The sequence below is a fragment of the Citrobacter sp. RHB20-C16 genome (assembly GCF_013890155.1).
GTDB lineage: Bacteria > Pseudomonadota > Gammaproteobacteria > Enterobacterales > Enterobacteriaceae > Citrobacter_A > Citrobacter_A amalonaticus.
The window spans coordinates 2,400,006-2,423,558 of record NZ_CP057630.1 but is presented as its reverse complement, the minus strand read 5'-3'; the positions used below and the strand labels follow the sequence as shown (position 1 = coordinate 2,423,558).

The 23,553-nt window shown below is 54.6% G+C and carries 24 protein-coding genes; 11 read left to right on the top strand and 13 right to left on the bottom strand.

Translation table 11 applies throughout. The features are described from left to right. Positions 1-26: 26 nt before the first annotated feature. The gene (locus HVX64_RS11665; protein ID WP_044258879.1) at positions 27-887 is read left to right on the top strand and encodes a LysR family transcriptional regulator; all 861 of its coding nucleotides are present in this window, start codon (positions 27-29) and stop codon (positions 885-887) included. Positions 888-980: 93 nt separating this feature from the next. After that, positions 981-2,177 carry a sugar transporter gene (locus HVX64_RS11660; protein WP_044258876.1) on the top strand — a complete coding sequence of 399 codons (1,197 nt, stop codon included), beginning with the start codon at positions 981-983 and terminating at the stop codon, positions 2,175-2,177. A gap of 34 nt (positions 2,178-2,211) precedes the next feature. Here HVX64_RS11660 and HVX64_RS11655 read toward each other — a convergent pair whose 3' ends face one another. Further along, positions 2,212-2,874: a MarC family NAAT transporter gene (locus tag HVX64_RS11655; protein ID WP_043000722.1), complete on the bottom strand. Its 663-nt coding sequence runs from the start codon at positions 2,872-2,874 to the stop codon at positions 2,212-2,214. A 259-nt stretch (positions 2,875-3,133) separates the two neighbouring features. Between HVX64_RS11655 and marR the strand changes: the two genes are divergently transcribed. Genes marR through marB form a run of 3 tightly spaced genes read left to right on the top strand, consistent with a single transcriptional unit; the run spans position 3,134 to position 4,220 of the window. Then, the gene (gene marR / locus HVX64_RS11650; protein ID WP_043000723.1) at positions 3,134-3,568 is read left to right on the top strand and encodes a multiple antibiotic resistance transcriptional regulator MarR; all 435 of its coding nucleotides are present in this window, start codon (positions 3,134-3,136) and stop codon (positions 3,566-3,568) included. Between the two features lie 19 nt (positions 3,569-3,587). Then, positions 3,588-3,968 (top strand): MDR efflux pump AcrAB transcriptional activator MarA, encoded by a 381-nt coding sequence (marA, locus tag HVX64_RS11645; protein ID WP_139155862.1) that lies wholly within the window; start codon positions 3,588-3,590, stop codon positions 3,966-3,968. A gap of 33 nt (positions 3,969-4,001) precedes the next feature. Further along, positions 4,002-4,220 carry a multiple antibiotic resistance protein MarB gene (marB, locus tag HVX64_RS11640; RefSeq protein ID WP_043000725.1) on the top strand — a complete coding sequence of 73 codons (219 nt, stop codon included), beginning with the start codon at positions 4,002-4,004 and terminating at the stop codon, positions 4,218-4,220. Between the two features lie 105 nt (positions 4,221-4,325). Here the strand turns inward: marB and HVX64_RS11635 are convergent, their stop codons facing one another. Both HVX64_RS11635 and eamA read right to left on the bottom strand, forming a co-directional pair. Continuing rightward, the gene (locus HVX64_RS11635; protein ID WP_044258874.1) at positions 4,326-4,679 is read right to left on the bottom strand and encodes a nuclear transport factor 2 family protein; all 354 of its coding nucleotides are present in this window, start codon (positions 4,677-4,679) and stop codon (positions 4,326-4,328) included. A gap of 273 nt (positions 4,680-4,952) precedes the next feature. Further along, entirely contained in the window at positions 4,953-5,855 is a 903-nt protein-coding gene (gene eamA / locus HVX64_RS11630; RefSeq protein WP_043000727.1) for an O-acetylserine/cysteine exporter, read from the bottom strand. A gap of 196 nt (positions 5,856-6,051) precedes the next feature. On the opposite strand from eamA, the gene ydeE reads away from it, so the two are divergent. Then, positions 6,052-7,239, top strand: coding sequence for an efflux MFS transporter YdeE (ydeE, locus tag HVX64_RS11625; RefSeq protein WP_044258871.1), 1,188 nt, complete (start codon positions 6,052-6,054; stop codon positions 7,237-7,239). A 35-nt stretch (positions 7,240-7,274) separates the two neighbouring features. Here the strand turns inward: ydeE and urtE are convergent, their stop codons facing one another. The 7 genes from urtE to HVX64_RS11590 form a co-directional block, all read right to left on the bottom strand. Further along, positions 7,275-7,973: an urea ABC transporter ATP-binding subunit UrtE gene (gene urtE, locus HVX64_RS11620; protein WP_043000729.1), complete on the bottom strand. Its 699-nt coding sequence runs from the start codon at positions 7,971-7,973 to the stop codon at positions 7,275-7,277. A 9-nt stretch (positions 7,974-7,982) separates the two neighbouring features. Next, positions 7,983-8,780 (bottom strand): urea ABC transporter ATP-binding protein UrtD, encoded by a 798-nt coding sequence (urtD, locus tag HVX64_RS11615; protein WP_043000730.1) that lies wholly within the window; start codon positions 8,778-8,780, stop codon positions 7,983-7,985. Then, positions 8,780-9,853 carry an urea ABC transporter permease subunit UrtC gene (urtC, locus tag HVX64_RS11610; protein WP_044258869.1) on the bottom strand — a complete coding sequence of 358 codons (1,074 nt, stop codon included), beginning with the start codon at positions 9,851-9,853 and terminating at the stop codon, positions 8,780-8,782. Before urtC ends, urtD begins: the two co-directional genes overlap by 1 nt. Then, positions 9,853-11,427: an urea ABC transporter permease subunit UrtB gene (urtB, locus tag HVX64_RS11605; protein ID WP_156595251.1), complete on the bottom strand. Its 1,575-nt coding sequence runs from the start codon at positions 11,425-11,427 to the stop codon at positions 9,853-9,855. The genes urtC and urtB overlap by 1 nt, the downstream gene beginning before the upstream one ends. Positions 11,428-11,594: 167 nt before the next feature. Next, entirely contained in the window at positions 11,595-12,866 is a 1,272-nt protein-coding gene (urtA, locus tag HVX64_RS11600) for an urea ABC transporter substrate-binding protein (protein ID WP_043000733.1), read from the bottom strand. Between the two features lie 225 nt (positions 12,867-13,091). Then, the gene (locus HVX64_RS11595) at positions 13,092-14,195 is read right to left on the bottom strand and encodes a cobalamin-independent methionine synthase II family protein (RefSeq protein ID WP_044258865.1); all 1,104 of its coding nucleotides are present in this window, start codon (positions 14,193-14,195) and stop codon (positions 13,092-13,094) included. Between the two features lie 151 nt (positions 14,196-14,346). Next, positions 14,347-14,748: a rhodanese-like domain-containing protein gene (locus tag HVX64_RS11590; protein WP_044258864.1), complete on the bottom strand. Its 402-nt coding sequence runs from the start codon at positions 14,746-14,748 to the stop codon at positions 14,347-14,349. A 73-nt stretch (positions 14,749-14,821) separates the two neighbouring features. On the opposite strand from HVX64_RS11590, the gene ftrA reads away from it, so the two are divergent. Next, a complete protein-coding gene (ftrA, locus tag HVX64_RS11585) occupies positions 14,822-15,814 on the top strand; it encodes a transcriptional regulator FtrA (RefSeq protein ID WP_043000736.1) in 993 nt (330 codons plus the stop codon). 103 nt (positions 15,815-15,917) lie between these two features. Then, positions 15,918-16,013 (top strand): protein MgtS, encoded by a 96-nt coding sequence (gene mgtS, locus HVX64_RS11580; RefSeq protein WP_000901367.1) that lies wholly within the window; start codon positions 15,918-15,920, stop codon positions 16,011-16,013. A gap of 540 nt (positions 16,014-16,553) precedes the next feature. Here mgtS and HVX64_RS11575 read toward each other — a convergent pair. Together HVX64_RS11575 and dcp are read right to left on the bottom strand one after the other, a co-directional pair. Continuing rightward, positions 16,554-17,720: a serine hydrolase domain-containing protein gene (locus HVX64_RS11575; RefSeq protein WP_181825414.1), complete on the bottom strand. Its 1,167-nt coding sequence runs from the start codon at positions 17,718-17,720 to the stop codon at positions 16,554-16,556. Positions 17,721-17,844: 124 nt separating this feature from the next. Next, positions 17,845-19,890 carry a peptidyl-dipeptidase Dcp gene (gene dcp / locus HVX64_RS11570; RefSeq protein WP_044258862.1) on the bottom strand — a complete coding sequence of 682 codons (2,046 nt, stop codon included), beginning with the start codon at positions 19,888-19,890 and terminating at the stop codon, positions 17,845-17,847. A 138-nt stretch (positions 19,891-20,028) separates the two neighbouring features. Between dcp and ydfG the strand changes: the two genes are divergently transcribed. From ydfG to ydfZ, 3 genes are all read left to right on the top strand, one after another. Continuing rightward, positions 20,029-20,775, top strand: a complete 747-nt coding sequence (gene ydfG, locus HVX64_RS11565) for a bifunctional NADP-dependent 3-hydroxy acid dehydrogenase/3-hydroxypropionate dehydrogenase YdfG (protein WP_043000738.1) — start codon at positions 20,029-20,031, stop codon at positions 20,773-20,775. Positions 20,776-20,861: 86 nt separating this feature from the next. Further along, positions 20,862-21,548: a GntR family transcriptional regulator gene (locus tag HVX64_RS11560; RefSeq protein WP_044258861.1), complete on the top strand. Its 687-nt coding sequence runs from the start codon at positions 20,862-20,864 to the stop codon at positions 21,546-21,548. 183 nt (positions 21,549-21,731) lie between these two features. Continuing rightward, complete coding sequence (gene ydfZ / locus HVX64_RS11555; protein ID WP_044258859.1) at positions 21,732-21,935, top strand: putative selenium delivery protein YdfZ; 204 nt, start codon at positions 21,732-21,734, stop codon at positions 21,933-21,935. Between the two features lie 49 nt (positions 21,936-21,984). Here the strand turns inward: ydfZ and HVX64_RS11550 are convergent, their stop codons facing one another. Next, positions 21,985-23,451: a mannitol dehydrogenase family protein gene (locus tag HVX64_RS11550; protein ID WP_044258858.1), complete on the bottom strand. Its 1,467-nt coding sequence runs from the start codon at positions 23,449-23,451 to the stop codon at positions 21,985-21,987. Positions 23,452-23,553 lie beyond the last annotated feature (102 nt).

Sequence of the window (23,553 nt, the reverse complement as noted above, 5' to 3'; positions counted from 1 at the left end):
CAAACTATTCACGATGAGAGAACATTATGGATCTGACCCAACTGGAGATGTTTAACGCGGTTGCCGAAACGGGCAGCATCACCCAGGCAGCGGCGAAGGTGCACCGTGTCCCCTCCAATCTCACCACCCGCATTCGCCAACTGGAGGCCGATCTCGGCGTCGATCTGTTTATTCGCGAGAATCAGCGCCTGCGCCTTTCCCCCGCCGGGCACAACTTTCTGCGCTACAGTCAGCAGATCCTCGCGCTGGTTGACGAGGCGCGAATGGTTGTCGCGGGTGATGAACCCCAGGGGCTGTTCTCACTGGGCGCGCTGGAAAGTACCGCCGCGGTACGCATACCGGCTACGCTTGCTCGCTACAATCAGCGCTACCCCAAAATCCAGTTCTCCCTGGCGACCGGGCCTTCTGGCAACATGCTGGACGGCGTGCTTCAGGGTCATCTCAATGCCGCCTTTGTGGACGGACCGATTACCCACCCCGGTCTTGAAGGGATGCCGGTGTATCAGGAAGAGATGATGGTGGTTACGCCGCACGGTCACCCGCCAGTGACACGCGCCAGCGAGGTCAACGGCAGTCACATTTACGCCTTTCGCGCCAATTGTTCCTATCGCCGCCATTTCGAAAGCTGGTTTCATGCCGATCGGGCAATGCCAGGCACGATCCACGAAATGGAGTCCTATCACGGCATGCTGGCCTGTGTGATCGCCGGTGCCGGTATCGCGTTAATCCCCCGTTCGATGCTGGAAAGTATGCCCGGACATCAGCAGGTTGAGGCCTGGCCGCTGTCCGGTAACTGGCGCTGGCTGACGACCTGGCTGGTCTGGCGGCGCGGGGCGAAGATGCGCCAACTGGAGGCGTTCATTGAGCTGCTGACGGAACAATGCTGAAAACGAGATCTGAATCACAAAACGGTTGTCTTTTCATCAGCAAACGTTTTAAGATCGCATCCTCTCCTTTTCGCAACGAACCGATGCACTCTTATGACAACTCAAACGGTTTCCCGCAAAGTCGCGTGGTTACGGGTCGTTACGCTGGCTATTGCTGCGTTTATTTTCAATACCACAGAATTTGTCCCCGTGGGTCTGCTTTCCGACATCGCACAGAGTTTTAGTATGCAGACCGCACAGGTCGGGATCATGCTGACGATCTACGCCTGGGTAGTCGCGCTGTTGTCCCTGCCGTTCATGTTGCTGACCAGTCAGGTTGAGCGGCGTAAGCTGCTGATATGCTTGTTTGTGCTGTTTATTGCCAGCCATGTGCTCTCGTTCCTGGCGTGGAACTTCACCGTGCTGGTGATTAGCCGCATCGGGATTGCCTTTGCGCACGCGATCTTCTGGTCGATTACCGCCTCACTGGCGATCCGCCTTGCTCCCGCGGGCAAACGCGCTCAGGCATTAAGTTTACTCGCCACCGGAACGGCGCTGGCGATGGTGCTGGGCTTACCGCTTGGTCGTATTGTTGGTCAGTATTTTGGCTGGCGAACCACCTTCTTCGCCATCGGGATGGGGGCATTCATCACCCTGATTTGCCTGATCAAGCTGCTGCCGAAATTACCAAGTGAACATTCCGGCTCGCTGAAAAGTCTGCCACTGCTGTTCCGCCGTCCGGCGCTGATGTGCCTCTATCTGTTGACGGTGGTGGTGGTGACGGCGCACTACACCGCGTACAGCTATATCGAACCGTTTGTGCAGACTGTTGCCGGGTTGAGCGCGAATTTCGCCACCGTACTGTTACTGGTGCTGGGCGGTGCAGGCATTATCGGCAGCATCATCTTTGGCAAGCTCGGCAATCACCATGCCTCGGCGCTCATCGGCATCGCCATCGCGCTGCTGCTGCTCTGCCTGGTATTGCTGTTACCTGCCGCTGACAGTGAATCTCATCTGGCTGTTCTGAGCGTTTTCTGGGGGATTGCCATCATGGTGATTGGCCTCGGGATGCAGGTGAAGGTGCTGGCGCTGGCTCCGGATGCCACGGATGTAGCGATGGCGCTGTTTTCCGGCATTTTCAATATTGGTATTGGTGCGGGCGCGCTGGTGGGAAATCAGGTGAGTCTGCACTGGTCGATGTCAACCATTGGCTACGTGGGGGCCGTTCCGGCACTTGCCGCGCTGATCTGGTCGGTGATTATCTTCCGTAAATGGCCGGTCTCATTAGAAGAACAACCACAGCATTCCTGACAGACAGCCCGGTCATCGCGACCGGGCTTTTTGATCAGTAGGTTTTAATAATTTCCAGCACGCCGTTAATAATAAACTGCACGCCCATACAGACCAGCAGAAAGCCCATCAGCCGGGAAATGGCTTCAATACCGCCCTTGCCCACCAGACGCATAATCGCCCCGGAACTGCGTAAGCATCCCCACAGGATCACCCCCACCAGGGCAAAGATGAGCGGCGGCGCGACGGTAATCACCCAGTCAGGAAAATCCGTGCCGTGACGCACCGTTGAGGCGGAGCTGATAATCATCGCAATGGTCCCCGGCCCCGCCGTGCTTGGCATTGCCAGCGGCACAAACGCGATATTGGCGGTCGGCTCATCTTCCAGCTCTTCCGACTTGCTCCGCGCCTCCGGCGATTCATGCGCTTTTTGCTGCGGAAACAGCATGCGGAAACCGATGAACGCCACAATTAACCCCCCGGCGATACGCAGGCCCGGAATGGAGATACCGAAAGTATTCATCACCAGTTGGCCCGCATAGTAGGCCACCATCATGATGGCAAACACGTAAACCGATGCCATTAACGACTGGTGATTCCGTTCTGCGCTGTTCATGTTCCCGGCAAGACCGAGAAACAGCGCGACGGTCGTCAACGGATTCGCCAGAGGGAGAATCACTACCAGCCCCAGCCCTATTGCTTTAAACAAATCCATCATATTGGCCGTCATTCCTGTTTCACCCATGTATTAGCGGCAAGTATAAGTGGAAAACCATGAAGTTAGCCATTCTGGTGCTGTAAGCATTCGTTAGCGACCTGAGAGATAACCGCTAATTATCATTAACTAAATAAAATGTGACACAGCGCGTGTCTTTTCGCTTTTAGCAAAACGTGTGATCGGTAAATCCATTCGTTTGACTTATAGTTGCCTGGGCAATATTATCTGCCGTAACTAAATACTTGCCAGGGCAACCATTGTGAAAAGCACCAGTGACTTATTCAATGAAATCATCCCACTGGGGCGCTTGATCCACATGGTCAATCAGAAGAAAGATCGTCTGTTGAACGACTATCTCTCGCCGCTGGATATCACGGCAGCACAGTTTAAGGTGCTCTGCTCTATCCGTTGTGCGGGCTGCATTACCCCGGTTGAACTGAAAAAAGTGTTGTCTGTCGATCTCGGCGCCTTAACGCGCATGCTCGAGCGTCTGGTCTGCAAAGGCTGGATTGACAGACTGCCTAACCCACATGACAAACGCGGTGTGCTGGTGAAACTCACCGAACACGGCGCGGCAATTTGTGAGCAATGTCATCAATTAGTAGGACAAGACCTGCACCAGGAATTAACAAAAAACTTAACGGCGGACGAAGTGGCAACACTTGAGCATTTGCTTAAGAAAGTACTGCCGTAAAACAAGAAGAGGTATGACGATGTCCAGACGCAATACTGACGCTATCACCATTCATAGCATTTTGGACTGGATCGAAGATAACCTGGAATCGCCGCTCTCACTGGAAAAAGTGTCTGAGCGTTCAGGTTACTCCAAATGGCACCTGCAACGGATGTTCAAAAAAGAGACCGGCCATTCATTAGGCCAGTACATCCGCAGCCGTAAAATGACCGAAATAGCGCAGAAATTAAAAGAGAGTAACGAGCCGATTTTATATCTGGCAGAACGTTACGGTTTCGAGTCGCAGCAGACGCTGACCCGGACATTCAAAAACTATTTCGACGTTCCGCCGCATAAATACCGTATTACCAATATGCGCGGCGAATCGCGGTATTTGCTACCGCTGAACCATTGTAACTAACCATCGCCTGTAAACGACGTAATCGAGGAAATCATGAAACTGTTGTCTTCTGCAATGCTGGCCCTGCTGCTTGTTGTCTCAGGTCAGAGCGTTGCGGAGCAATCCGCGCAGCCCACCACGACAAACAGTCGTGACACGATGATTGTCCCCACTTCACAGGAACAGTCGCCGTTTGATTTTAATCACATGGGCGCGGGAAGTGACAAGTCCGACGAACTGGGCGTGCCCTATTACAACCGGCACAGCCTGTGATTCGTTTTCGCCCTGCTGAAAAGCGGGGCTTTTTTTATCCCCCTGATCGTTATATTCTTAAAATTTCCCGCAGCGCCGTTTTCGCTCTTCTTTTACGTATTCATTTTATTCAATAGGCAAATTATGCTGCTTCAAGAAAGTTAGCTTATCCCAGTAGCCTCTTTGAAATAAAATTTTATTATTTACTATTTGGAAAAAACCGCAACCTCTCAGACCTAATGGGTCACGCCACTCTAAAATTGCCCATTGTCCATCTTCGAAAATATTTTCAACGATACAAACCATATCCGTGTAAGAAAAATCTTGTTCAAACATTTTCTTTATCGCCTCTTTACCAATAACTGGCTCATTGGCAACCTGATGGTTTATTGCATTCTCATCATATAATTCTGAAATAGTTTCTATATCAGCATTATTAAATGCGTCAACCCATTGGCAAAGTATCTCTTTTGGCGTCATATAATTTACCTCCAACCTGTGAACATTCCCTCGTCTTAACATATCATCAAAAAATTATCAAGTTCAACATTTATTTAAAATATAGCCATTACTTAAAAATAGAGCAGCCTGTACATGGCTGCTCTATTAAAATATCTGTTACTATTTTTAAATTCACTTCTAAGTATTAAATGACAATGGATGATTGTGATAATATTAACGTCAGTTTTTACCTGCCAGGCCTGATCAGCGCAGCGACATCAGGCAATCCCTGCGCTATTTGCTTTTTCCGACCTACGATCCCCTCACCTGCGCCGTTCTGCGCCAGCGAAAACCAAACACATTGATGTACAGACCGGCCATGATCAGCACCGCGCCAAACAGCTGTAATGCGCTCAGCGTTTCGTCGAGCAGCAGCGCCGCGCTGGCCAGTCCCACCACCGGCACCAGCAGGGAGAGCGGCGCAACACGCCAGGTTTCATAACGCCCGAGCAGCGTCCCCCAGATCCCGTAGCCGACTATCGTGGCAACAAAGGCCAGATAGACCAGCGATAAGATCGTGGTCAGATCGATGGCAATCAGGCTTTCAACGATTTGCGTCGCGCCGTCGAGCAACAGCGACGCTGCAAAGAACGGCAGTATCGGAATCAGTGCGCTCCAGACCACCAGCGACATTACCGGCGGGCGCGAGGCATGCCCCATTATTTTTTTATTGAAGATATTGCCGCAGGCCCAGCTAAATGCCGCCGCCAGCGTCAGCATAAAGCCGAGCATCCCGACATGCTGTCCGTTGAGGCTGCCTTCAATCAGCACCAGCACACCAAAAATTGCGAGCGCAATTCCGGCAATTTGTTTGCCCTGCAAACGTTCGCCAAAGGCAAATGCGCCCAGCACGATGGTGAAAAAGGCCTGAGCCTGCAATACCAGCGACGCCAGTCCAGCTGGCATGCCAAACTTGATCGCGCAAAACAGAAAGGCAAACTGACCGAAGCTGATTGTCAGGCCGTAACCGAGCAGCAGCGACAGCGGAATACGCGGACGCGCAACAAAAAATATCGCCGGAAACGCCACCAGCAAAAAGCGCAACCCCGCCAGCATCAGCGGTGGCATTGCATGCAGCCCCACCTTAATGACAACAAAGTTCAGCCCCCAAACCACCACCACCAGTAATGCCAACAGCCCGTCTTTGCGCGTCATACCACCGCTCCGCGAAGTTTAAATTTTTGTAAACAAGTTAAAGTAACGGAAATGAGTAGCCCGCAACAGATCATTAATTCTGGTAGGGATAGCAGTGCACAATAGAACAATTTATCCGCTATACATCACACTTTTGCCGTGTTATTTCTTTACATATCTAAAACAAATATAACGAAACGCACTGTCGGGCAGAGAAATGAACAAAACGCTGAGACGATCCACCCTTGCTTTACTCGCCTCCTCACTGTTACTGACGATCGGTCGTGGCGCAACGCTGCCCTTCATGACCATTTATCTGAGTCGCCAGTACGACCTGAGCGTGGATCTGATCGGCTATGCCATGACCATTGCGTTGACCATCGGCGTGGTCTTTAGCCTTGGCTTTGGCATTCTGGCGGACAAATTCGACAAGAAGCGCTACATGCTTCTGGCGATTTCCGCCTTTGCCTTTGGCTTTATCGCCATTCCGTTGGTTGATAGCGTGATGCTGGTGGTGCTGCTTTTTGCCCTGATCAACTGCGCTTATTCGGTGTTTGCCACCGTGCTGAAAGCCTGGTTTGCCGACCATCTTTCGCCCGGCGCGAAGGCAAAAATCTTTTCGCTCAACTATACGGTACTGAATATCGGCTGGACCGTTGGCCCGCCGCTCGGCACGCTGCTGGTGATGCAGAGCATCAACTTACCCTTCTGGCTCGCCGCCTTCTGCTCCGCCTTTCCGCTGGTGTTTATCCAGTTTCTGGTCAAGCGTTCTGCCGCCGCCGTTAATAGCGAAAACAGCGTCGCCTGGTCGCCTGCGGTACTGCTGCATGATAAAGCACTGTTCTGGTTTACGCTGTCGGCGTTTCTGGCCTCGTTTGTTTCCGGTGCGTTTGCGTCCTGTCTCTCTCAGTACGTGATGGTCGTCGCCGATGGCAATTTCGCTGAGAAAGTCGTGGCGGTGGTGTTGCCCGTCAACGCCGCGGTGGTCGTCAGCTTGCAGTATGCCGTGGGGCGCAGACTGACGCCGGCTAACATTCGTCCGCTGATGGGCTTTGGCACCGTCTGTTTTGTCATTGGTCTCGGCGGATTCATGATCTCCGGCAACAGCCTGCTGCTCTGGGGCATATCCGCCGCGATCTTTACGCTTGGCGAAGTGATCTACGCACCAGGTGAATACATGTTGATCGATAACATCGCCCCACCGGGTATGAAGGCCAGTTATTTCTCCGCGCAGTCGCTGGGTTGGTTGGGTGCGGCGTTTAACCCGTTGGCCAGCGGCGTCATTCTGACCTCATTCCCCGCCTGGACGCTGTTTATCGTCCTGATGGTGGCGATTATTGTCGCGTGGGCGCTGATGCTTAAAGGCATGCGTGTCAGACCCTGGGGCCAACCGGCGTTGTGTTGAGCTGATGTCGTGCAGGTCCAAGGCCTGCACGGCTGTCAGATAGCCACTAAACCGCGTACCCCTTCCGATTCCATATTTTCGCCGCGTCCCCGTTGAATAATGCTACCGCGCGACATCAGCAGATAGTTATCCGCCAGTTCCGCTGCAAAGTCGTAGAACTGCTCAACCAGCAGAATCGCCATATCGCCACGCCGGGCGAGCTGAGCGATCACCTGCCCTATCTCTTTGATCACCGACGGCTGAATCCCCTCCGTCGGTTCATCGAGGATCAATAACTGCGGACGACTCGCCAGCGCGCGGCCAATCGCCAGTTGCTGCTGCTGACCTCCGGAGAGATCGCCGCCGCGCCGCTGTTTCATCTCTTTCAGTACCGGGAATAGTGTGTAGATCTCTTCCGGAACCGCTTTCGCTTCGCGTGACGAAAAGCGCGACAGCCCCAGCAACAGGTTTTCTTCCACCGTCAGTCGCGGGAAAATTTCGCGGCCCTGCGGCACATACGCGATGCCCGCCTGTACCCGCTGATGCGGCTTGCGATGGGTGATGTTCTTTTCCTGCCAGGTCACCGTTCCGCTACGCGCCGGTATCAGCCCCATCAGACATTTCAGCAAGGTGGTTTTACCGACGCCGTTGCGACCCAGCAGGCAGGTCACTTCACCAGGGCTGGCGTCAAAGGTGACGCCGCGCAGAATATGGCTGCCACCATAATATTGATTCAGTTCATTTACCTGTAGCATCTGTACTCCTTAGCGCCCAAGATAGACGTCAATCACCTGCTCGTTGGCCTGCACCTCACGCAGACTGCCTTCCGCCAGTACGCTTCCCTGATGGAGCACCGTGACGTGGTCGGCGATGGTTTCTACAAAGCCCATATCATGCTCCACTACCATCAGCGAATGTTTGCCCGCCAGCGTACGAAACAGTTCTGCAGTATATTCCGTCTCTGCATCGGTCATGCCAGCGGCGGGTTCATCCAGCAATAGCAGGTGCGGCTCCTGCACCAACAGCATACCGATCTCGAGAAACTGCTTCTGGCCGTGTGACAGCATCCCGGCATGGCGCCCTCTTTCGGTCCGCAGGCGCAGCAAGCCAAGCATCTCATCGATGCGGTCGCGCTGTTCGCTGTTTAGCTTTGCGCGCAGTGACGCCCACACCGATTTATCGTTTTTCATCGCCAGCTCAAGGTTTTCTGCCACCGTCAGCGCTTCGAACACCGTCGGCTTTTGAAACTTACGGCCAATACCCTGACGGGCAATGGCGATCGGATCCAACGCGGTCAGATCGGTTGACTGGTCATACAGCGCCTTTCCGCTTTGCGGACGCGTCTTCCCGGTAATCACATCCATCAGCGTGGTTTTCCCCGCGCCGTTAGGACCAATGACGCAACGCAGTTCGCCAACGCCAATATTCAGCGTGAGATTGGTTAATGCCTGAAAACCGTCAAAGCTGACGTTGATGTTTTCCAGTTGCAGCACCGGGTCCGTCTGCTGGCGATAGCGATCGCCGGGAACCTGGCGGGTAAAAAGGCCTTCATCCGGCTGCATTATTTGTCTCCTTTACGAAACAGGCCAATCACGCCACGGGGTAAAAACAGCGTGACGCCGATGAAGATCAGCCCCAGAAACAGCTGCCAGTATTCCGGCATGATGACGGTGAAGAGGCTTTTGGCACCGTTTACCATCACCGCACCAATGACCGGGCCGATCAGCGAGCCACGCCCGCCGAGCGCCACCCAGATGGCGGCTTCGATAGAGTTAGTGGGCGACATTTCGCTGGGGTTAATGATCCCGACCTGCGGCACATACAGTGCGCCTGACAACCCGCACAACACGGCAGAGAGCGTCCAGACCAGCAATTTGAAACCTTTCGGGTCATAGCCGCAAAACATCAGCCGGTTTTCCGCGTCGCGCACGGCGGTGAGGATCCGGCCAAACTTACTGCGCGCCAGCGCAAACCCCAGCCACAATGCCAGTACCAGCAACCCTAGCGTCGCCAGAAACAGTCCGATACGGGTGGTGGTGGCAGTGACCGGCAGCCCCAGAAGCGTGGTAAAACCGGTAAACCCGTTGTTGCCGCCAAAACCGGTCTCATTACGAAAGAACAGCAACATACCGGCGAAGGTCAGCGCCTGCGTCATGATCGAAAAGTAGACGCCTTTAATCTTCGAGCGGAAAGCGAAGTAGCCAAAGATCAGCGCCAGTCCGCCGGGCACCAGTACCACCAGCGCCATTGCCCACGCAAAATGCTGGGTTCCCCACCAGAACCACGGCAACTCGCTCCAGGAGAGAAAGGACATAAACGCGGGCAGCCCTTCACCGGAGGCCTGGCGCATCAGATACATCCCCATCGCGTAACCGCCAAGCGCAAAGAAAAGCCCGTGTCCCAGCGACAGCATCCCGGCATACCCCCAGACCAGATCCAGTGCGACCGCCACCACCGCATAGCAGAGAATTTTCCCGGCAAGCGTCAACGTCCACACGGAAATCGCCAGCGGATGATCGGCGGGCAGCAAGGCAAGAAACGGCAGCACCATCAGCGCTAGCAGGATAATCCCCGCCAGCACCCGACTGATACGCGGCGCTTTACGCGCCAGTGTTAAGGCCATTGGCATGGTCATTATTCGGTGACTCTCCCTTTCAGAGCAAACAGTCCCTGGGGTCGCTTCTGGATAAACAGAATGATCAACACCAGAATGACAATCTTCCCGAGTACCGCACCCATCTGCGGTTCGAGGATTTTGTTGAATACGCCGAGACCGAACGCCGCCGCCACGCTACCGGCAAGTTGGCCGACGCCGCCCAGCACCACCACCAGAAAGGAGTCGATGATATAGCCCTGGCCCAGTTCCGGACCGACGTTACCCAGTTGCGACAGGGCGACGCCGCCAAGTCCGGCAATACCTGAACCCAGACCAAAGGCCAGCATATCCACACGCCCCGTCGGAACACCGCAGCAGGCCGCCATACTGCGGTTCTGGGTCACGGCGCGTACCCGCATGCCCAGCCGCGTTTTGTTCAGCAGCAGCCAGGTGAAGAACAGCACCAGCAGCGCGAACCCCAGCACCACAATGCGATTCCACGGTAGCACCAGACTGGCGTAAACCTGTACGCCACCCGACAGCCACGCCGGATTCGCCACCTCCAGGTTTTGTGCCCCGAAGGTCATCCGCACAAGCTGGATCAGCATCAGGCTGATACCCCACGTCGCCAGCAGCGTTTCCAGTGGACGTCCGTAAAGATGGCGGATCACCCCGCGTTCCAGAATCATTCCCGCGCCTGCGGTAAACATAAAGGCAACCGGCAAGGCAACCAGCGGATAAAAGGCCAGCCACTGCGGGACAAACTGCGCCATCGCCTGTTGCACCATCCACGTACAGTAAGCCCCGAGCATCAGCATTTCGCCGTGCGCCATGTTGATCACTCCCAACAGGCCGTAGGTGATCGCCAGCCCGAGCGCCGCCAGCAGCAGCACCGATCCAAGCGACAGCCCCATAAACGCCTGTCCAAGCAGATCGCCAATCGCCATTCGCTGTTGGATACGCGCCAGGCTGTCACTGGCCACCGCGCGCACGCTGGCATCCGGTTCATGCGCTTTGTCAGTAAACGGTTGCAGGCGTGCCTGCATTTCCGGATCGCTGGAGTCGCCCAACAGTATGATCGCCTGACGGCGAATCTCCGCCGATGGACTGGCCAGTTGCAGGTTAGCCAGAACGCGGGTCAGGCGTGATTTCACCTCCGCATCAGTTTCCTGTGCCAGGCGCTGTTGGATAAAAGGCAGCATGGACGGCTGTGCGTCGCGCTGTAGCGTACGGGTAGCCGCCAGCCTTTGTGTGACACTGTCACTAACAAGTTGATGCGTCGCCAGCGCGCCGGCAACAAGAATGCGCAGTCGGTTGGTCAGGCGTAGGGGTTTTAACGTTCCCGTTGGGCTACTGGCCGTTCCCAGAGGCACAACCTGCGTTCCCTCGCGGGTGAAAGCCTGTTTTGTGCTGTCGGTGAGCAGCGCCTCCCGGCTCAGCGCCGTCAGCAGCGGCAAACGCTGAGGGTCAGGTGTTGCCGCCCACTGTTCGAGCAGTTGCGCCTGGACGGTACGGCTGGCGGCGACAAACGCGTCGGCATCGCTGGCCTGAACGAACCCTGGCAGAAGCCCGAACGCCAGCAACAAACCGCGAATAAAGCCCATGGCTTTCATGTCAAGATCTCCAGAAGTCACCCTCTGCGGGAGGGATAAGCACGTTGACAAACCTTGCGACGCTTTCGCCTTATCCGACCTACATCTGCTTAACCCTGCTCGGTGTAGGCCCGATAAGCTTGCGCCATCGGGCATGTCGCCGTCTGCCCCCGCCGAAGCGGTTGATTTTAGTTGCTGGCGGTTTTCACTGGTTGTTCTGATTTCTTGTCATTACCGGCAATGAACGGGCTCCACGGCTGGGCGCGAACCGGTTCTTCAGTCTGCCAGACGACGTTGAACTGACCATTGCCTTCAATCTCGCCAATCATCACCGGTTTATGCAGATGGTGGTTGGTGGCATCCATCGTCAGCGTAAAGCCCGACGGTGCCGGGAAGGACTGTCCGGCCATTGCCGCCCGAACTTTATCGACATCTGTCGTCCCGGCTTTTTCGACGGCCTGCGCCCACATATGCAGACCCACGTACGTGGCTTCCATCGGATCGTTTGTCACCACGGTGTCAGCATTTGGCAGCTTATGGGCTTTGGCGTACGCACGATAATCGGCAACAAATTTCTGGTTGGTGGCGTTATCGACCGATTCGAAGTAGTTCCAGGCGGCAAGGTTGCCAACCAGCGGTTTGGTATCAATCCCGCGCAGTTCTTCTTCACCCACCGAGAACGCGACCACCGGAACATCGGTGGCTTTCAGGCCCTGGTTTGCCAGCTCTTTATAAAACGGGACGTTGGAATCGCCGTTGATGGTTGAAACGACAGCCGTTTTGCCACCTGCGGAGAATTTTTTGATATTGGCGACAATGGTCTGGTAATCACTGTGACCAAACGGGGTGTAAACCTCTTCGATGTCTTTATCCGCAACCCCTTTCGAATGCAGGAACGCACGCAGGATCTTGTTGGTGGTGCGCGGATAAACATAGTCGGTGCCCAGCAGGAAGAAGCGTTTGGCGCTCCCGCCATCCTCACTCAGCAGGTATTCAACCGCCGGGATCGCCTGCTGGTTGGGTGCCGCGCCAGTGTAGAAGACGTTCGGCGACATCTCTTCCCCTTCGTACTGTACAGGGTAGAACAGCAGGCCGTTCAGCTCCTCAAAAACCGGCAATACTGACTTACGCGACACGGAGGTCCAGCAGCCAAACACTACCGCCACCTTATCCTGGCTCAACAGCTGTCGGGCTTTCTCGGCGAACAGCGGCCAGTTCGAAGCCGGGTCAACCACCACCGGTTCCAGCTTTTTGCCTAATACGCCCCCTTTGGCGTTGATCTCATCAATCGTCATCAGAGCCACATCTTTCAGCGGTGTTTCGGAGATCGCCATCGTGCCGGACAGTGAGTGCATAATGCCCACTTTAATGGTATCGGCGGCCTGAACGCTAAAACTGAGTCCCATCGCAGCCACCGAGGCCGAGAGGGCAAACGCTTTGAGTAAGGTACGACGTTGCATAATTTCACTCCTGAAAATAAAAATGCTGTGAGTTCTGGTGCTACCGACAAACAACACGGCGCAAAAAAGAGTTCAGGAGGAATAAGGCAAAAAGGATGCCAGGACGAAGGCAGAAAGGAAAAAGCGTTGGCGTGCGCGGCCTGCAAGGCTTCGCGCGGGGGATGCTCCACAATGTACCCGCGTTGCATTATTTATGTGCAACGCGGTGTGCATTATTGAGGCAACTTACCAGACCTGTTGAGCTATTTCGGTGATAAGTTTGATTTTGTTCCACTGCTGGGCTTCCGTGAGCGAATTCCCCTCTTCCGTTGAGGCAAAGCCGCACTGCGGGCTGAGACAAATTTGCGCGTGGTCGACATATTGTGCCGCTTCCTGCAGGCGTGCTTTTACGCCATCCGGGTTTTCCAGTTCACCATTTTTCGTCGTCACCAGTCCCAGAACCACCTGCTGATGGCCAGGACGGATAAAACGCAGCGGCGCAAAATCGCCAGAGCGATCGTTGTCGTACTCCAGGAAGAAAGCATCGACATTGACGCTGCCGAACAGGATCTCTGCAACCGGTTCATAGCCGCCTTCAGAGATCCAGGTTGAACGGAAGTTGCCGCGGCATACGTGCAGTCCCACCGTCATGTCGGCGGGTTTATCCGCCAGCGCCCGGTTGATCACATCGGCGTAAATTCGCGCCAGCGCGTCAGGGTCGTCACCACGTTCGCGAATTTGCTGGCGCTGAGCATCGGAACAGAGGTAAGCCCACACCGTGTCATCCAGTTGCAAATAGCGACAACCTGCAGCATAGAAAGCGTGGATCGCATCGCGCCAGGTGGTCGCCAGATCGTCAAAATAGTCCTTTAGATCCGGATAGACCGTGGCATCGATATCTTTACGTCCGCCGCGAAAGTGCAACACGCTGGGGCTGGGAATCGTCATCTTCGGCTGGGCGTTACCGCTAATGCTCTTCAGATAGCGAAAATCTTCCAGCATCGGATGATCGCCGAACGCCAGTTTACCCGTGACCCGAACGCCATGTGCTTTGGTCTGTACGCCGTTAAACTGAATTCCCTGCTGTGAGTCATAACGTTCAACCCCTTGCAAACCATCGAAGAAATCAAAATGCCACCAGGCGCGACGGAACTCGCCGTCCGTCACTACATGCAGACCACAGGCGCACTGCTGTTCGACCACCCGACGAATGGCGTCGTCTTCAATGGCGCGCAGCTGCGGTGCGCTTAACTCGCCGCGTGAAAACTGCTGACGAGCCACTTTGATATCGTCGGGACGTAAAAAGCTGCCTACGACTTCTGCGCGAAATGGGGCCTGTTGTCTTTGCATGTGATCTCCTTCGTCGTCAGGCAAAGGTTGCCTGACGTGATAGTTTCTTATTTGAACACTTAGACTTCTGGATGTCTATGCGTCCAAATTGACATACCCTTGTCTGACAGGCAAACGAGATAAATTCATGGCTAATGAAAAAAATTCATCTTCACTCCGCAAGACAGGAAAACGCGAACCCTTCATCTTCCCATCCGGTGATGCCGCCAATCATTACCTTTACCGGTATGCCCAGTCTGGCGAGCGTTAATGCCGCGCGGTCGGCACCGTTACAGTGAGGTCCGGCGCAGTAAACCACGAACAGCGTATCCGCAGGCCACTGCGCCATCCGTTCGGCGGTCATCATGGCGTGCGGCAGATGAATCGCCCCGGGAAGATGACGACGTGCAAACGCCTCCGGTTTTCCCACCACGTGGAGTAAGACGAAATCGGGTTCCCCCTTGCGCATACTCTCATGGACGTCGGCACAATCGGTTTCCAGACTCAAACGCGACAGGAAATGGTTGACCGCAACGGTGGATGCGGCGGCGGGAAACTCAGTGACATGACTCATTCTACTTTCTCCTCAGTGACGATTATGTTTACAATAATTTAACCATCTCTGAGCTGACGTACCGCCTTCGACCATGCCAAAAAACACCAGGATTCTGCCAAAATCGCCGCGCCCGCTTGTGGTCGTACTCGCCTATGACGGACTGTGCACCTTCGAGTTTGGCGTAGCGGTCGAAGTCTTTGGTCTGCCGCGCCCGGAACTGGGCGCGGACTGGTATCGTTTTGCCGTCGCGTCGGTCGATGCTGGTCCACTCCGCGCGACCGGCGGCGTGCGGTTGATGGTGGATGGGGGACTGGAACTGTTGGCTGAGGCCGATATCGTTGTGGTTCCCGGCTGGCGAGGCAGCGACGCGCCGGTACCCGAAGCCTTGTGTACCGCGCTGCGTGCCGCGTGGGCGCGAGGTTGCCGTCTGTTGTCGATCTGTTCTGGCGTGTTTGTACTGGCAGCGACAGGGTTGCTGGACGGGCGCAAGGCCACCACTCACTGGCGCTACACGGACACGCTCCGTCAGCGTTTTCCGGCTATCGAGGTGCTTGATGACGTTCTCTACCATGATGCCGGACTGTTGCTGACCTCGGCGGGCAGCGCAGCGGGGATCGATCTGTGTCTTTATCTGATCCGCGAGGACTATGGTCTTGAGGTTGCCAACAGCGTTGCCCGACGGCTGGTGGTGCAGCCCCATCGCGATGGCGCACAGCCACAGCAGCTTCTGCGCCCCGTTGCCCGGCAGCGTGAAAGTCAGACGCTGGGCCAGTTGTTTGATTTTCTGCATCAGAATCTGACGGTGAATCACGATACCGCCTCGCTGGCCAAACGCGCCGGGATGAGTCCGCGGACGTTTTTGCGTCGTTTTACCGATTGTACCGGCACCACGCCTGCACGCTGGATCCTCAACGAACGCTTATTACGGGCGCGCGATTACCTGGAAAACTCACCGCTCAGCGTGGAATTGATCGCGGAACAAACTGGTTTTGGCAGCGCCGCGTTATTTCGCCACCATTTTCGCCACATGTATTGTCTGTCTCCTTCACAATATCGAAAGAAATTTACGCTTATCGCTAAATAATCACCTAATTCAGCTTTTGTTTAGGTTAAAGCTGCTATTATCTCTTTCACCAACCAAATTAAGGTAAGCGAGGAAACACACTACTCATTAAATGGAGGCAAACATGCTGGGTAATATGAACGTTTTTATGGCCGTTCTGGGAATTATTTTATTTTCTGGATTTCTGGCCGCGTATTTCAGCCACAAATGGGATGACTAATGAACGGAGAAAGTCCTGAACCGATAAGGCCCCTTGTCGCATCACTGCACAAGGGGCCATTTTTTATGGCTGACGGGCAAAAAAAACCGCCGGATAACCGACGGTGAATGCTTGCATGGATAGATTTGTATTTTACTTTTTCCACCGTCCCGCCACTCCCGGCAGCGACAATGGATCACTTACACCTTACCACGCCGATTCTCAATGAATGTTAAACGGCAGGCGCTAAGATTGAGGCGTTTCTCGTTTCCACTCTTTTTTACTCTGGCAAGATGCAGTACGGGAAGACCACGGCTCAACAGAGCGTGTATTCTGTAAGTCCTGCGTTTCGGGACGGGAATTCCAGCGTTTTCTCTGTAATTTCTTGCCCATGAACAGCTGCATATTACCTCCGGTTGTCACTGCTTTAATCCATTAATCAATTTGTTGAAGGGAATGTAGCATATCGAGTACAGGTTAATGTCAATAAACCGCCTGTTTTGTAAAGGCGGCAACCCACCACGAATTATTGGCAGCGAAAACGTCAACTAGCGGTTTAATTTACCGCGGCGCTAACTGACTGAGAATGGTGTGCCCCAGATAATTACTCCAGTTAAAACTATTTTGCAGAACCACCACCGCATTCTGGTTCTTTTTATCAAAGCCAATATAACTGGAATAACCGCCAATATATCCGACCTGATATGTGATCTGACGATCGGCTAACGTATCGGTTACCCATGCAATATTTGCGGCTTCTTTCTGACGATAAAACTGGGTTCTGGCGACGTCCGCAAATGCACGGGCAAGCCCGGCGTTGTCTTGCGAGGCAAAATGCGCTCGCGCATAGCCCGCCAGATCGCGCGCACTGCTGTATAAACTCGCCGCCCCGACCATATTTTGGTTAAACGTCCAGTCAGGCGTCAGTTCACCGCGTCGAATAAGCTTGGGCTGATCCCCCGCGTGACCTAATGCGCGATACGGATAGGCGTTGAGCGTCATGGGCTCAAAACTGCTGTTGTTCATCTGTAATGGCTGGAAGATCAGACGATACGCCAGCGACGGGATCGACTCGCCGGTACGATGCTGCACGATGAAACCGAGCAGCGCGTAACCGATATTGGAATAGTGCGGCACGCGTGCCTCGGGCGCGGTGAAGTCGGCAAGAGAAGTCAGCACCGTATCGTTATCCAGTTGGGTATAGAAATTCTCCCCCGAACTGAAATAGCGCAGGAGATTTTCCAGAGTCAGCAGATCCATCGGCTGTCTGGGCAGGCCGGAGGTATGCGTCGCCAGTTGCAGCAGGGTAATCTTTCTGGCGTCATCGCTCAGCGGCGTATCTGCTGGCAGAAGCTGCGCCAGCGTGTCGTTCCAGTGCAGCACACCCTGATTCACCAGCACGGTAGTGATTTCGGCCGTTACCCCTTTACTCAGCGACCCCAGCGCAAACAGCGTGTCTGGGGTGATCGGATATTGATGTCGGCTGTCGGTCACACCGTAACTGTGGAACTCAGCGGGTCCGTTATGTTGAATGACCGCAACCACCATTCCGCTCACCTGCTTTTCCTGCATATACTGGTGGATCATCGGATCGATACCGCGAGCATAGTACCCCACCACCGCCTGCGCACTCTGTTCGGCAGGCATATTCAACTGCGATAAGGTGCTGTTGCTACAACCAGTCAGCAGCAGAGCAGAAGAAAGAAGGAGTGGCGCGGACGCTTTCATGAGCAGAAAGTCGCCTGAAGGATATCAGCGCAGAAAGGCAGGAAAACAGACATGTACAATACGGACTCCGGAAAAAGGAGCCCGCATTGTACATCAAGTTGCTAATAATGAAGTGTCGATTGTGTTATCCCGCCAGGCCACGATGTTTGAGCATGTGCTCGATCTGTGGCTCACTACCCCGCCATGCCGGGTAAAGGCGTTCTAAATCTTCACTGTTGCCCCGTGATAAAATCGCGTCACGGAACCGCTGGCCGTTCTCACGCGTCAGTCCGCCCTGCTCCACAAACCACTGATAGCCGTCATCCGCCAGCATTTGCGTCCACAGATAGGCATAGTAGCCTGCCGCGTAACCGCCCCCAAAGATATGGGCAAAATAGCTGCTGCGATAGCGCGGCGGCACCGCCGGAAGATCGAGTTGCTCCGCCGCCAGCCGTTGTTTTTCAAATGTTTCAACGTCCTGAGGGGGTTCGTCAACAGACAGACGGTGCCAGCCCATATCCAGCAGCGCGGCGCTCAGCAGTTCGCTCATGTCATACCCCTTATTGAACAGGCTGGCCTTACGCATTTTGTCCTGTAACGCCTCTGGCATTTTTTCGCCGGTGACCGCATGGCGGGCATAGCGGTCAAACACCGTCGGATGGCTCGCCCAGTGTTCATTGATTTGCGATGGAAACTCGACGAAATCACGCGGCGTATTGGTTCCCGACAGCGACGCATAGCGCTGTGATGCAAACAGTCCGTGCAGGGTATGGCCGAACTCATGGAACAACGTGATGACATCATCCCAGAGTAACAGCGCGGGCTGTCCTGAGGCGGGCTTCTGATAATTACAGACGTTGTAAATAACCGGCTGGGTTTCGTTGAGCGTCGACTGCTCGACGAAATTGCCCATCCAGGCACCGCCGCTTTTCGAATCCCGGGCAAAGAAATCGCCGTAAAAAAGCGCCAGCCCAACACCGTTATGATCGAAGATTTCCCAGACGCGCACATCCGGATGGTAGACCGGAATATCAAAGCGCTCGATGAATTTGATGCCGAACAGCTGGTTGGCGGTCCAGAACACCCCTTCGTGCAGAACGGTATTCAGTTCGAAATACGGCTTGAGCTGTGATTCATCTAACGCATATTTCGCACGCCGCACCTGCCCGGCATAAAAAGACCAGTCCCAGGCCTGCGCGGTAAACCCACCCTGTTCATCGTCAATTACCTGTTGGATATCGGTCAGTTCACCCAGCGCCCGTTGGCGCGCAGCAGGGACGATCGCGCGCATAAAGGCCAGTGCGGCCTCCGGCGTTTTTGCCATCTGATCGGCGATTTTCCACGATGCATAATCGGCAAACCCCAGCAGTTGCGCCTGGCGGGCGCGCAGGGCTACCAGCCGCTGAATCAGCGCACGCGTGTCATTGTCATCGCCTTTTTCGGCACGACGCCACCCGGCGTTAAACAGATTCTCCCGGGTCTGGCGATCGCGCAGTGCACATAATGCCGGCTGTTGCGTGGTATTCAGCAGTGGTATCAGCCATCCCTCGGCGAGCCCTTTTTCGCTCGCCGCCTGTCGCGCGCTGGCGATCTCTTCCGCGCTGAGCCCCTCCAGTTGACGGGCGTAATCGACTACCAGTCCGCCAGATTTATTCGCCGCCAGCAGGCGCTGGTTAAACTGGCTGGTGAGCGTCGCGGCTTCGGTATTGAGCGCCCGGAGTTGCGCTTTATCGGCATCGCTCAGTTGGGCCCCGGCGAGAACAAAACGCTGGTGTGTCACCTCGATCAGACGCACGGATTCATCGTCGAGCCCCAGCGCATCACGTTGTTGCCAGACGCAATCAACGCGGGAAAACAACGCGCGGTTCAACCAGATATCATTCGCCAGTTCCGCGAGCTCGGCAGAAAACGCCTCATCGAGACGCTGAAGTTCATCATGCGTATGTGCCGCGGTCATGGCGAAGAAGACGCTGGTGACGCGGGTTAACAGCTCACCACTTTTCTCCAGGGCGAGAACCGTATTGGCAAAATCCGGGGCCGCGCTATTAGCAATTATGGCGGCGATGTCCGCGCGCTTTTGCTTGATCCCTTTGTCAAAGGCGGGACGATAGTGTTCCGTTTTAATCAAATCAAAACGGGGCGCCTGATACGGTAACAGGCTGTGGCTAAAGAACGGATTCGTTAACGACATCTTTCACTCCTGAAAACGATTTGTTCAATAGAGTAGGCTTCAGGGTAAAAGACCGCAATCCTGTAAAACCAGGGTTACCCGTGAGAGCGGATCACATGCTATGGTAGTCAAACGTAAAAAGCGTTGAGGAACAGTGAGATGATCGTTTTAGTAACCGGAGCAACCGCAGGTTTTGGTGAATGCATTACACGTCGTTTTGTTGAGAACGGGCATAAAGTCATTGCCACTGGCCGTCGCCAGGAACGCCTGCAAGAGTTAAAAGAGTCGCTGGGTGATAACGTGCTGATCGCGCAACTGGATGTGCGTAACCGCGCAGCCATTGAAGAGATGCTGGCATCGTTACCTGCCGAGTGGCGTGACATCGACCTGCTGGTCAACAACGCCGGGCTGGCGCTGGGTCTGGAACCTGCGCATAAAGCCAGCGTGGAAGACTGGGAAACCATGATCGATACCAACAACAAAGGGCTGATTTACATGACCCGCGCCGTCCTGCCGGGCATGGTCGAGCGTAACCGTGGGCATATCATCAACATCGGCTCTACCGCAGGCAGTTGGCCTTATGCTGGCGGCAACGTGTATGGCGCGACCAAGGCGTTTGTACGTCAGTTCAGTTTGAACCTGCGTACCGACCTGCACGGCACGGCCGTTCGCGTCACGGATATCGAGCCGGGTCTGGTGGGCGGCACCGAGTTTTCTAACGTGCGCTTTAAAGGCGATGACAATAAAGCGGGAAAAACCTATGAGAACACTACGGCGCTGACGCCGGAAGATGTGACCGAAGCGGTCTGGTGGGTCGCCACCCTGCCTGCCCATGTGAACATCAATACGGTAGAAATGATGCCAGTGACGCAATCTTTTGCCGGACTGAGCGTTCATCGCGGTTAATTTGCCTCCCGGCCCGCGGGCCGGGTATAGCTCGCGACAAAAAAGTGGTAGAATTTGTGGGTTAATTTTCTAAAAAGTAAGAGCGAATGACCGTCGAAACGCAACTCAATCCTACACAGCCCGTAAATCAGCAGATTTATCGCATTCTTCGCCGTGACATCGTGCACTGCCTCATTGCGCCAGGCACGCCGCTGTCCGAAAAAGAGGTGTCTGTTCGCTTCGATGTGTCTCGCCAACCGGTGCGTGAAGCGTTTATTAAGCTCGCGGAAAACGGCTTGATTCAGATCCGTCCGCAGCGCGGCAGCTACGTCAACAAGATCTCCCTCTCGCAGGTGCGAAACGGCTGTTTTGTCCGTCAGGCTATCGAATGCGCGGTGGCGCGGCGGGCCGCAGCCCAAATCACCGACAGTCAGTGCTATCAGCTTGAACAGAATCTTAATCAGCAGCGGATTGCGATTGAGCGCAAACAGCTGAATGATTTCTTCGAGCTGGATGACAATTTTCACCAGAAGCTGGCAATCATTGCGGACTGCCAGCTGGCCTGGGACACCATCGAAAATATCAAGGCCACCATCGACCGTGTGCGTTATATGAGTCTTGATCACGTCTCTCCACCGGAAATGTTGCTTCGCCAGCATCTCGATATTTTTTCAGCCCTGGAAAAACATAACGCCGATGCTGTCGAGAAAGCCATGACTCAACATCTGCAAGAAATCGGCGAGTCGGTCCTGCTGATCCGCCAGGAAAACAGCGATTGGTTCAGCGAAGAGTAATTCCCCTGCCTCATCTCTCGTGAGATGAGGTCTCTCCCTCCCCCCTGCATGTCTACATCAAAAAAGATGTGAGATTGATCAAAAACAAAAAAAATCCTGACTGATAAGCGTATTTATATAGCGCCCGTTACGTGGGACCTGAGCCCACGGGCTTTGACGGTAAGTTAGAAAGGAGAAAATACCATGATGACATACGATCGTAACCGTAACGCAATCACCACAGGCAGCCGTGTGATGATCAGTGGCACCGGCCATACCGGTCGCATTAAAGCGATTGAGAGCGAAGGCCTGGATGCGGCGCAAATTCGTCGTGAAAAAACAGTCGAAGTGGAAGGCTGTGAAGGCAAATTTGCCCCGGTAGAACTGATTCGTCTCGGCATGAACTAATGGTGTGAGTGCCGGATAATGCCTTGATTATCCGGCAGTCCTGAGGCATTTACTTCACGTTTGCTGCATACTTTGCCACGGTGGCTTTCGCCCCTTCCGCCAGCAGCGTCTGATACGCGTCTTTCACGGCCTGCGTGAATAACGCGACCTGCGGCAGTTCGTTACCAAAGATTGCCTCAATAGCCAGCAGCGCTTCAATACGGCTTGCGCCTTCCGCACTGTTTTGTACCGCCTGTTGGATCACTGGCAGAAGCGGATCGTTGACTTCAATGGCATTTCCCTGCTCATCCACGCCGCCGACATAGCGCATCCAGCCCGCCACGCCCAGCGCCAGCAAATCAAAACGACTGTTATGTGCCAGATGCCAGCGTACTGAATCGAGCATCCGCTGAGGTAATTTCTGGCTACCGTCCATCGCAATCTGCCAGGTACGGTGACGCAGCGCCGGGTTGCTGTAGCGTTCAATAAGCAGGTCTGCATAGCGAGTGAGATCCACCCCCTGCACTTTCAGCGTGGGCGCCTGCTCGTTGAGCATCAGTGCGCGGGCAGCCACCCGATAATTTTCATCACCCATGCAGTCGTTGATATGCTGATACCCGGCGAGATAGCCCAGATACGCGAGGAATGAGTGGCTGCCGTTGAGCATCCGCAGTTTCATCTCTTCAAACGGGATCACGTCAGAGACCAGTTCTGCCCCGGCTTTTTCCCACTGCGGACGGCCGGCAACAAAGTTATCTTCAATCACCCACTGACGGAATGGCTCGCAGGCCACACCGGCCGGATCGCGCACGCCGGTCAGGTGTTCAATTTTATCCAGCGTGTCAGCGGTGACGGCCGGAACAATGCGGTCAACCATCGTCGACGGGAACGTGACGTGTTGTTCGATCCATGCGGCCAGTTCGGCGTCCACGGCACGCGCGTAAGCGGTGACCACGTTACGCATCACGTAACCGTTTTCAGGCATGTTGTCGCAGGACATCACGGTGAAGGCGGCTAAGCCCGCCGCTTTACGGCGCGCCAGCGCTTCAACCACCACACCCGGCGCAGATTTCGGCTGATGTGGGTTTTGCAGATCGGCTGCGATCATCGGGTGATCCAGCATCAATTGTCCTGTCGCCGGGGAATGGCAATACCCTTTCTCAGTAATCGTCAGTGAAACAATCGCAACCTGTGGTTCACACATCGCCGCCAGCACGCTCTCCAGCCCGTCAACCTGAGCATGCAGCGCCTTTTTCACCACCCCCACGACTCTCGCGGTCCAGGCATCGGCAGACATTTCCGCCACGGTATAGAGATTATCCTGCTGTTTGAGATCGGCGATCTGCTGTTCCCCGCCGATCAGGTTCACTTCGCAATATCCCCAGTCGCTGTTGTGCTCCGCCGCCAGGATATCGGTATAGACGCCCTGGTGCGCACGGTGGAAAGCACCAAAACCAAGATGAACAATACGCGGGATCAGTCGGTTGCGATCGTAGTCAGGAAGCGTCGCTTTTGCCGTTAAGAGCTTGTTTTGCATTGTATGACCTACTTTGAATGAAATCAGGACGGTTCCAGAGTAACGCCTGTATGGTTGTATGTTTTGATTTGAATTAATCTTTTGCCAATTGGTATAACATCA